This window comes from Streptomyces sp. S6, from assembly GCF_054880855.1.
On sequence record NZ_JBTYMC010000284.1, the window covers coordinates 1 to 8,737 of the forward strand.

The 8,737-nt window shown below is 69.7% G+C and carries 7 protein-coding genes and 3 pseudogenes; 1 reads left to right on the forward strand and 9 read right to left on the reverse strand.

Going from position 1 to position 8,737, the window contains the following annotated elements:
• Positions 1–219: 219 nt before the first annotated feature.
• Positions 220–423: pseudogene (locus tag ACVNF4_RS28305) on the reverse strand (helix-turn-helix transcriptional regulator); the annotation flags it as partial.
• Positions 424–519: 96 nt separating this feature from the next.
• On the opposite strand from ACVNF4_RS28305, the pseudogene ACVNF4_RS28310 reads away from it, so the two are divergent.
• A pseudogene (locus tag ACVNF4_RS28310) lies at positions 520–1,437 on the forward strand (cell division protein PerM); the annotation flags it as partial.
• 4 nt (positions 1,438–1,441) lie between these two features.
• Here ACVNF4_RS28310 and ACVNF4_RS28315 read toward each other — a convergent pair.
• The 8 genes and pseudogenes from ACVNF4_RS28315 to ACVNF4_RS28350 all read right to left on the reverse strand — a co-directional run bounded on the left by ACVNF4_RS28315 (position 1,442) and on the right by ACVNF4_RS28350 (position 8,399).
• Positions 1,442–2,965 (reverse strand): annotated as a pseudogene (locus ACVNF4_RS28315) (acyl-CoA carboxylase subunit beta).
• Entirely contained in the window at positions 2,904–3,317 is a 414-nt protein-coding gene (locus ACVNF4_RS28320; RefSeq protein WP_461805723.1) for an acyl carrier protein, read from the reverse strand. Before ACVNF4_RS28320 ends, ACVNF4_RS28315 begins: the two are co-directional and overlap by 62 nt.
• A 56-nt stretch (positions 3,318–3,373) precedes the next feature.
• The gene (locus tag ACVNF4_RS28325; RefSeq protein ID WP_461805724.1) at positions 3,374–4,306 is read right to left on the reverse strand and encodes an aromatase/cyclase; all 933 of its coding nucleotides are present in this window, start codon (positions 4,304–4,306) and stop codon (positions 3,374–3,376) included.
• Positions 4,307–4,326: 20 nt separating this feature from the next.
• Positions 4,327–5,112 carry a 3-oxoacyl-ACP reductase FabG gene (gene fabG, locus ACVNF4_RS28330; RefSeq protein WP_461805725.1) on the reverse strand — a complete coding sequence of 262 codons (786 nt, stop codon included), beginning with the start codon at positions 5,110–5,112 and terminating at the stop codon, positions 4,327–4,329.
• Positions 5,113–5,226: 114 nt separating this feature from the next.
• On the reverse strand, positions 5,227–5,493 hold the full coding sequence (locus ACVNF4_RS28335) for an acyl carrier protein (RefSeq protein ID WP_461805726.1): 267 nt from the start codon (positions 5,491–5,493) through the stop codon (positions 5,227–5,229).
• Positions 5,494–5,590: 97 nt separating this feature from the next.
• Entirely contained in the window at positions 5,591–6,805 is a 1,215-nt protein-coding gene (locus ACVNF4_RS28340; RefSeq protein ID WP_461805727.1) for a ketosynthase chain-length factor, read from the reverse strand.
• Positions 6,802–8,073, reverse strand: coding sequence for a beta-ketoacyl-[acyl-carrier-protein] synthase family protein (locus ACVNF4_RS28345; RefSeq protein WP_461805728.1), 1,272 nt, complete (start codon positions 8,071–8,073; stop codon positions 6,802–6,804). The genes ACVNF4_RS28340 and ACVNF4_RS28345 overlap by 4 nt, the downstream gene beginning before the upstream one ends.
• The gene (locus ACVNF4_RS28350; RefSeq protein ID WP_114256229.1) at positions 8,070–8,399 is read right to left on the reverse strand and encodes a TcmI family type II polyketide cyclase; all 330 of its coding nucleotides are present in this window, start codon (positions 8,397–8,399) and stop codon (positions 8,070–8,072) included. Before ACVNF4_RS28350 ends, ACVNF4_RS28345 begins: the two co-directional genes overlap by 4 nt.
• Positions 8,400–8,737 lie beyond the last annotated feature (338 nt).

The following is an 8,737-nucleotide window of genomic DNA, read 5'->3' on the forward strand; positions in this document are numbered from 1 at the left end:
ACGGCGGCCACATCACGGACGTCACCGTCCTCGCCCACCCCGACAGCAGCCCCCACGATCAGCGCATCAACGCCTACGCCCTCCCCCAGCTCACCCGCGAGACCCTCACCGTGGGGCGTCGGTGTCCTGGGCGTCGTCAGGGTCCTGATGCGGCGGTTCTGCCAGGAGAGACGCCACCGGCGCCGCCTGAGGTTGCGTCACATCCTGAAACCGCGTCACTTCGTCCTCCCAAGACGCCAGAAGCTTCGCGTACGCGACCCGTTTGGTGCCGCGCGGTGTCGTACGGCCGGCCTCCCAGGCGCGCACCGTCTCTCGGGTGACGCCGACCGTCGAGGCGACCTGATCCTGGGTCAGCGCGTGGGCCTCGCGCAGGCGTCGGCGTTCCTTGGGAGGGGGGAGGGGGGTGGCTGGGCTCTGAGTCACCGGGCACCCTTCCGGACGAAAAAGTACATAAAAGTATTTTGGGTGACACGGCGAACGTTCGCCTGTTACGCCAGGAAAGCGCGTGTCGTTGGGAGCATGACGGGCGTGAACCCGATGACCGCCCGCCGCCTGCCGCTGTCGTCCCTCCCCGCCCGCCTGCGCGACCGCTCACCCGGACTCGCCGCCGGCCTCCTCGGTGGCACGCTCGCCGCAGGCCTCGGGCTCGGATCGGTCGCGGTGCTCGTCATGGTCCTGTGGATCAGCTCCCCCTATCCGGACAGCGGACCGGGCGGCGCGCTCCACGTCGCCGCCTCCCTGTGGCTCCTCGCGCACGGCGTGGAACTCGTCCGCGTCGACACCCTTTCGGGTGTTCCCGCACCCATGGGGGTGACGCCGCTGCTCCTCGTCCTGCTCCCCGTGTGGCTCGTCCGGCGTGCCGCGCGGGACGCCGACGGGGGCGGCGCCGGGTGGGCCGGCGTCGTCTGCGGGTACCTCCTCGTCGCCGCCGGGGCCGCCTGGTACGCCGCCGGGGGTGCGCTGCGGCCCTCCTGGGTGTGGACCGGCACCTGTCTGCCGGTCCTCGTCGGTGCCGCCGCCGCAGCGGGCGTCCGGCAGAGCGCCGGGCGTTTGGAGGGGCTCGCGCCCGGGAACGGCGCCGACTTCGTCACCGGGCTCCTGCGCAGGCTCAGCGGCGACAAGGGCGCCGGGTCGCGGCACACCGGGGAGTCCGACAGCGGCGTCGTCCTGCGGGCCGCTCTCGCCGGGGCCGGGGTGCTTCTCGGGGGCGGCGCCCTCCTGGTCGCCGTCTCGACCGTCCTGCACGGCGGTGCCGCGCGCGCGTCGTTCCTCCACCTCACGGAGGGCTGGTCCGGACGGTTCGCCGTCCTGCTGCTCTGCGTCGTCCTCGTCCCCAACGCGGCCGTCTGGGGCGCCTCCTACGCCCTCGGCCCCGGATTCGCCCTCGGCACCGGCCACCCCGTCACCCCCCTCGCCTCCGACCCCGCCGCACTCCTGTCCGTCACTGGGGAGGGTTGCCGTGCCTGCGGTGCGGCAGGCCGGCGTCCTTGGCCCGCAGCATGGCGAGTGAGCGGATCAGCACCGCACGCGTGTCCCGGGGGTCGATGACGTCGTCGACGAGTCCCCGTTCCGCCGCGTAGTTAGGGATGCACCAGCTCCCTGCGGTACTCCTCGATCTTCTGCGCGCGCATCGCCTCGGGATCCTCGGCCGCGGCGATCTCCCTGCGGAAGACCACCCCCGCCGCCCCTTCGGCACCCATCACCGCGATCTCGTTGTCCGGCCAGGCCAGCGCCACGTCCGCCCCGGTCGAGCGCGAGTCCATGACGATGTACGCGCCTCCGTACGCCTTGCGCAGGACCACCGACACCCGGGGGGCCGTCGCGTTGCAGTACGCGTACAGCAACTTGGCGCCGTGGCGGATGATCCCGTTGTGTTCCTGATCCACTCCGGGCAGGAATCCGGGTACGTCGACCAGGCTGACGAGCGGGATGTTGAAGGAGTCGCAGAACTGCACGAACCGCGCGCCCTTCTCACTGGCCCTGATGTCCAGCACGCCGGCCAGGGCCGCGGGCTGGTTGGCGACGAAGCCGACGACCTGCCCGTCCAGCCGGGCCAGCGCGCAAACCAAGTTGGTCGCCCACTCCGCGTGGACCTCCATGAAGTCACCGTCGTCGACGAGTTCCGCGATCACCGACCGGACGTCGTAGGAGCGGTTGCCGTCGGCGGGAGTTCACGGTTGTTGGACGGCAGCAGGGACAGTAGGTAGCGGACCTCCGCCAGGCAGGTCTCCTCGTCGTCGTAGACGAAGTGCGCGACGCCGGAGGTCGAGCCGTGGGTGTCGGCGCCGCCGAGGCCGTCATAGGTGATCTCCTCGCCCGTGACCGCCTTGACCACGTCCGGGCCGGTGATGAACATCTGCGAGGTCTCGCGGACCATGAAGACGAAGTCCGTGAGGGCGGGACTGTACGCGGCGCCGCCCGCGCATGGGCCGAGCATCACGCTGATCTGCGGGATCACCCCGCTCGCCTTGGTGTTGCGCTGGAAGATGCCGCCGTAGCCGGCGAGGGCGGAGACGCCCTCCTGGATGCGGGCGCCCGCGCCGTCGTTCAGTGACACCAGGGGCGCGCCGGCCGCGATGGCCATATCCATGATCTTGTGGATCTTCGCGGCGTGGGCCTCGCCCAGCGCGCCGCCGAAGATGCGGAAGTCGTGGGCGTAGACGAAGACCGTGCGGCCCTCCACCGTGCCCCAGCCGGTGACCACACCGTCCGTGTGCGGCCTCCTCTGCTCCAGCCCGAACCCGGTCGCCCGGTGCCGGCGCAGCGCCTCGATCTCGGTGAAGCTTCCCTTGTCGAGGAGGAGTTCGATGCGTTCCCGGACCGTCAGCTTGCCCTTCGCGTGCTGGCGTTGCATCGCCTTCGGATCCGGTCCGCCGCGGATACGCTCCTTCAGTTCGGCCAGTTCACCGAACCGGTCGAGGGCCGGCGTCCCGGGTGCCTCCGACGACGATGTCCGACCTGGCATGACGTTCCCCGTTCCTCTCGTGGCGTGTCTCTGTGTCCGTCCCGAAGCCCGGCGCCAGTCGCTCAGCCAGGGTCCGCGCCGAGTCGCCGGGCAGCAGCTCCACCCGGTGCGGGGTGACGCCCAACGCCTGTTCCAGCCGGCGTTTGAGCAGCAATGCGGTGACCGGGTCCACCCCCTGGTGGCACAGCGGCCGGTCGGCGCTGAACCGGTGGCCCGGCGGCACCCCCAGGAACTCCGCCAGCGCGCGGCAGATGTGCTGCTCGATGATCCCGGCGCGGGCGTCCGGACGCGCCGTCGGCAGCACGTCCGGCAGCCGCTGGAACCACCTGCGCACGGCATGGGGTGAGGACATGCGGCGGCTTGCCTCCATCGGCCCTTCCCTCTCGAACGGAAATCCTCCAGCCGGCGTCAGCGCCGACTCTCCGCGTAGGTCTTCGCGTGGCCGAGCGTGGCGCGGCTGTTGGTGCTGAGCGCAGCCTGCACGTACGCGCGCGCGTCCTCGACCGTGGCGGTCTCGCCCAGTACGGAGGCGATGTTGGCCGTGTTGAGGACGACGGTGTGCTGCGAGGAGGCGGCGACGCCGCCGTGCTCCTGGAAGGTCCAGTAACCGGTGTGCAGGGTCATCAGCGCCGGAAGCGTGACCTGCTTGTACGCAATCTTCTGGACCGGCAGGCAGACCCGGTACGACTTGGTGGTGTGGGTGGAGCCGTCCTTGGCCCGGGTGTCCATCTCCAGGATCTGCAGCCCCGGCGACAGTTCCTGGAGGTGAACGCGGGCCACATGCGGCAGGCGCTCCTCCCAGAGTCCGGCCTCGTTGATGAAGTCGTAGACGTCCTTCGCGGTGCCATCGATCTGCACGGTGTCCTCGAAGGAGAACGTCACCGCCGCCGCGGCATGCGCGGCCTCCACGTTGGTCCTGAGGGCGGCGAGCTCCGCGCGCGAGTTGCGGTCGACCGCCTCGTCGATCCAGGCCAGGGACTTCGGGTCGTCGTCGATCGCCCGGTAGTCGTGCAGCAGCCGGACGCGGGCCTGTGCGTCGGACAGCGGCTCGATGATCCAGGTGCCGCCCATGGCGGCGACCGGCGGGGCCGACACCTCCTGGCGGAAGGTGATCCGCAGGCCGTCCGGGTCCAGCGTGCGGTGCGAGGTCCAGTTCTTCGCCGTGTCGTTGGCGGTGGCCCAGATGCGGATGCGTTCCTCGTTCGCACCGCGCTCGACATGGTCGACGTGGATGGTGGGCGGGAAGATGCGGGGCCAGTTCTCCACTTCGGCGATCAGCCGGTAGACGGCGGTGGCCGGCGCAGCGATCGTGATCTCGTGCTCCACTTCGCGCACGGTCATCTTCGGTCCTCCTGTCGTGGTCAGAAGTTGCCCAGGCCGCCGCAGACGTTCATGGCCTGAGCGGTGATGGAGGCGGCGGAGTCGGACGCGAGGTAGCCGACCAGGCCGGCGACCTCCTCCGGGGTGGAGTAACGGCCGAGAGGGATCTTGGCCTGGAACTTCTCCAGGATCGCCTCCTCGGTGGTGTCGTAGGCCGCCGCGTAGCCCTGCCGGACCCGCTGGGCCATGGGGGTCTCGACGTATCCGGGGCAGACTGCGTTGACCGTGATACCGGTGGGGGCGAGTTCGTTGCCGAGAGCCTTGGTGAAGCCCACCACGCCGTGCTTGGAGGCGGAGTAGGGGGCGCCGAGCACCACGCCCTGTTTGCCCGCGGTGGAGGCGATGTTGATGATGCGTCCGCGCTGCTTCTCCCGCATGCCGCCCGTGGTCAGCACCTCACGGGTCAGGCGGAAGACGCTGTTGAGGTTGGTGTCGAGGACGTCGTACCAGAGTTCGTCGGCGATCTCGGCAGTGACGCCGCCGCCAGACCGACCCGCGTTGTTGACCAGGACGTCGATGGTGCCGAACGTTTCGACGGCCGTGTGCACGAAGGCCTTGACCTCGTCGCTCGATCGGACGTCCACCGCGGCGCCGGCGGCCTCGTGGCTCGCCTCCCGCAGTTCCTTCACAGTATTCTCCACGTTCGACGCGCTGCGCGCGCCGATGAACACCCTGTGCCCCTGAGCGGCCAGGAGCCGGGCGATCGCGAGACCGATTCCGCTGGTGGCGCCCGTGATCAGGGCGACGCGCTTGTCCTGCTGGGACATGGTGTGCCTCTCCGCTGGTCGGTGTGACCGTGGTCGGTGGAGCTGTGGTCGGTGGAGCGGTGGGCGGACACCGGGTGGGACGGGGCGCCCCGGCCCGGCCCGCCGTGGTGGCGGTCAGGCGGCCGCCGCGCGCAGCTGCGCGTTGACGGAGGAAAGCAGCGCGCGCGGCGTGTTCACGACGGCCAGCACCTCCTCGTCGAGGCTGATGGTGTACTCGCGTTCGATGCGGCTGCCGGTCTCCAGCAGCGCCAGCGACTCGTAGCCCAGCGCCTCGAACGGCATGTCGAGGATGTCGCCGTCGAGGTCCACGCTCTCGTCCGCGCCGGCGCCCTCGGTCAGGATCCGCCGCAGGTCGTCCAGGGTGAATTCGGGGGTGGGCATGCCAGTTCACTCCTTCTGCGTCGGTACGACGCCTTGGGACAGGTGGGCGCTCCGGCACGCGGTACGTGCGCCCGCGCGGAACGCCGGTCGGAAACGGTCAGTCGGCGGCGCGCACGACGACGGCCGAGTTGAAGCCGCCGTGCCCGCGGGCGAGCACGAGTGCGGTGCGTACCGCGGCGGTACGGGGCCGGGGCCCGACCAGGTCGAGGGGGTATGCGGCGGAGAGCTCCACGTTGACCGTGGGCGGGATCCGGCCGTCCCGGATGGACAGCAGCGCGGCGGCGAGGTCGAGGGGGCCCGCGCCGGAGTACAGGCGTCCGGTCATCGTCTTCGGGGCCGTCACCGGAACTCCCCGTGGCCCGAAGACCGCCGTGATGGCCTCGGCCTCGACGCGGTCCAGTTCGGGGACGGCCGCGGCGTCCGCGAAGACCACGTCGACCTCGCCCGGCTCGGCACCCGCGTCGGCCAGGGCCAGTTCGACGGCCTTGCGCAGTCCGGGTTCACGTCCGCTGCCCGGCCGCGGGTCGAACGTGGCGCCGTACCCGGCGATCTCGCCGAAGACACGGGCGTCGCGCGCCCGGGCCGACTCCTCGGACTCCATGATCAGGATGGCGCCGCCCTCACCCGGCACATACCCGGCGGCCCCGGCGTCGAAGGGCAGATACGCGCTGGACGGCTCCTCGCCGGTGCTCAGGCGGCCACTGGTGAGCTGTGCGACCCAACCCCAGGGGCAGATCGAGGCGTCGACGGCACCGGAGACGATGAGATCGGTGCCCTTGCGGATCTGCCGCCGGGCTTGCGCCACAGCGTCCAACCCGCCAGCCTGGTCGCTGACGACCACACCGCTGGGACCCTTCATGCCGTTGCGGATCGAGATCTGCCCGCTGTTGACGGCGTAGAACCAGGCGAACGACTGGTACGCGCTGACGTACTGGCTGCCCTGGCTCCACAGCTTCTGCAGTTCACCCTGGCCGAACTCAAATCCGCCCGACGAACTGGCCGTGACCACACCCATGTCGAACTCGGCGCGCTCCCCAGGGTCGACGCCCGCATCGGCCAGTGCCCAGTCGGTGGCGACGAGCGCAAGCCGGGTCATGTGGTCGGTCTGCGGGAGCAGCCGGCTGGGCAGCAGGTCCTCAGCAACGAAGTCGGGCACCTCGCCGGCCAGGATCACCGGGTAGGAAGAGGGGTCGAACCGGGTGACGCGGCCGATGCCGTTCTTCCCGGTCAGAGTCGCCGCCCAGAAGTCCTTCGTGCCCAGTCCGTTGGGCGCGGCAACGCCCAGGCCGGTCACGACCACGGTCGCCGTCATCCCCAGTTCCTCTCGGGTCGAGCCAGCACCATGGCGCTCTGGAACCCGCCGAAGCCACTGCCGACGGTCAGGACGGTGTCGACGAGCTGCTCACGGGCGACCAGCGGGACGTAGTCCAGATCGCACTCCGGGTCCGTGGTATGCAGATTGGCCGTGGGCGGCACGACGTTGTACTCCATGGCGAAGGCCGACGCGGCGATCTCGATGGACCCGATCGCGCCGAGCGAGTGGCCGACCATCGACTTGATGGAGCTGACCGGCGTCCGGTACGCGTGGTCACCCAGGCTGTGCCTGAAAGCAGCGGTCTCGTGACGGTCGTTCTGCTTGGTGCCCGAGCCGTGGGCGTTGACGTAGTCGATGTCGGTGGGGTTCGTCCGCGCCTCGTCGAGGGCGACCCGGATGGCCTCGGCCATCTCCGCGCCGTCCGGCCGCAGACCGGTCATGTGGTATGCGTTGGAGCGCGTCGCGTAGCCGGCGATCTCGGCGTACACGTGCGCGCCGCGCTTCCTGGCGCTGTGCAGCTCCTCCAGGACAAAGACGGCCGCGCCCTCGCCCAGGACGAATCCGTTGCGAGTGTTGTCAAAGGGACGAGAGGCGTGTTCGGGGTCGTCGTATCGGGGCGTGGTCGCCTTGATGGCGTCGAAGCACGCCATGGTGATCGGCGAGATGGGGGCGTCCGAGGAGCCGGCAACCATGACGTCGGCGGAACCCTCGCGGATCAACTCGACGGCGTGTCCGACGGAGTCGATCCCGGAGGTGCAGCCCGTGGAAACGACCGTGGAGGGGCCCTGTGCCCCCACCGTCCAGGCGACCTCGGCGGCGAAGGAGCTGGGGACCAGGTAGTTGTACAAGTGCGGCACCGCGTACCGATGGTCGACCAGGTGGAGCCGGCCGCTGTCGCTGACGACGTTGTACTCCTGATCGAGCCCCATGGTGGCGCCCACGGCGCTGCCGATGGTCACGCCGACCCGGTAGGGGTCGTACGAGTCCAGGTTGATGCCACTGTCGGTGACCGCGCCCCGCGCCGCGACCACGGCGAACTGCGCGGCACGGTCCATGCGTCGGACCTCCTGCGGGGTCAGGCCGTGGAACTCAGGGTCGAAGTCGATCTCCGCAGCGACCCGGGAGCGAAAGGGCGTGGGGTCGAAGAAGGTGATGCCGCGGGTCGCGGTACGGCCGTCGCTCAGCAGACTCCAGAAGTCCTTCGCCCCGACGCCACCCGGGGCCAGCACCTCTATACCGGTGATGACGACTCGTCGGCCGGTCACGCCGATGCCTCCCAGGTGTAGAAACGGCTGGCCATCGCATCGGCGGGTGAGCGCCAGGTCGCCGGGTCGTAGGCCTCGATATACGGCTTCAGGTCGTTGCTGATGCGGATGAAGCGCGGATCGTCCTTCGCCTCCTGGATCAGCTCACCACCGTTGTCGGTGTCGAAGTCCTGCAAATGGAAGTACAGGCCTCGGAACTGGAAGAGCTGCCGTCGTCTCGTGCCCATACGATGCGGCATTTCTGTCCCGTCGAAATCGGCGAATATCTTGGCGACGTCGTCGCTCGACCCCGGATCCATCCGGGCCACGATCAGCGTGCTGTGCATACGCATTCTCTCCACTTTCTCCCGACTCACTCAGCAAGCTGGACTTCTGAGGCTTCGGACGCGACGCGCCCGGCCCTTGCCCATCAGTCTGCGCAGCCGGGCAACAGGCGTTCAACAACGACTGATTCAGACTTCTGCAGCGTTCCGCAGACGCAGTCAGGAACGCGAGAGGAGCCTCAGGGGAACGTCAGACGCGCGTCAAATCGGCGAGATTGAGAATTAGAAGGTGTTGTCTTTCCGGGCGTGATCGGTGCGTTTCCGCTGGTCGGGGATAGGAGTGGTGGTTCCGTGGGAGTGGTGGCCTGTCGGGTCGTCGTTCCCCGGGAGGTCGCGGATGC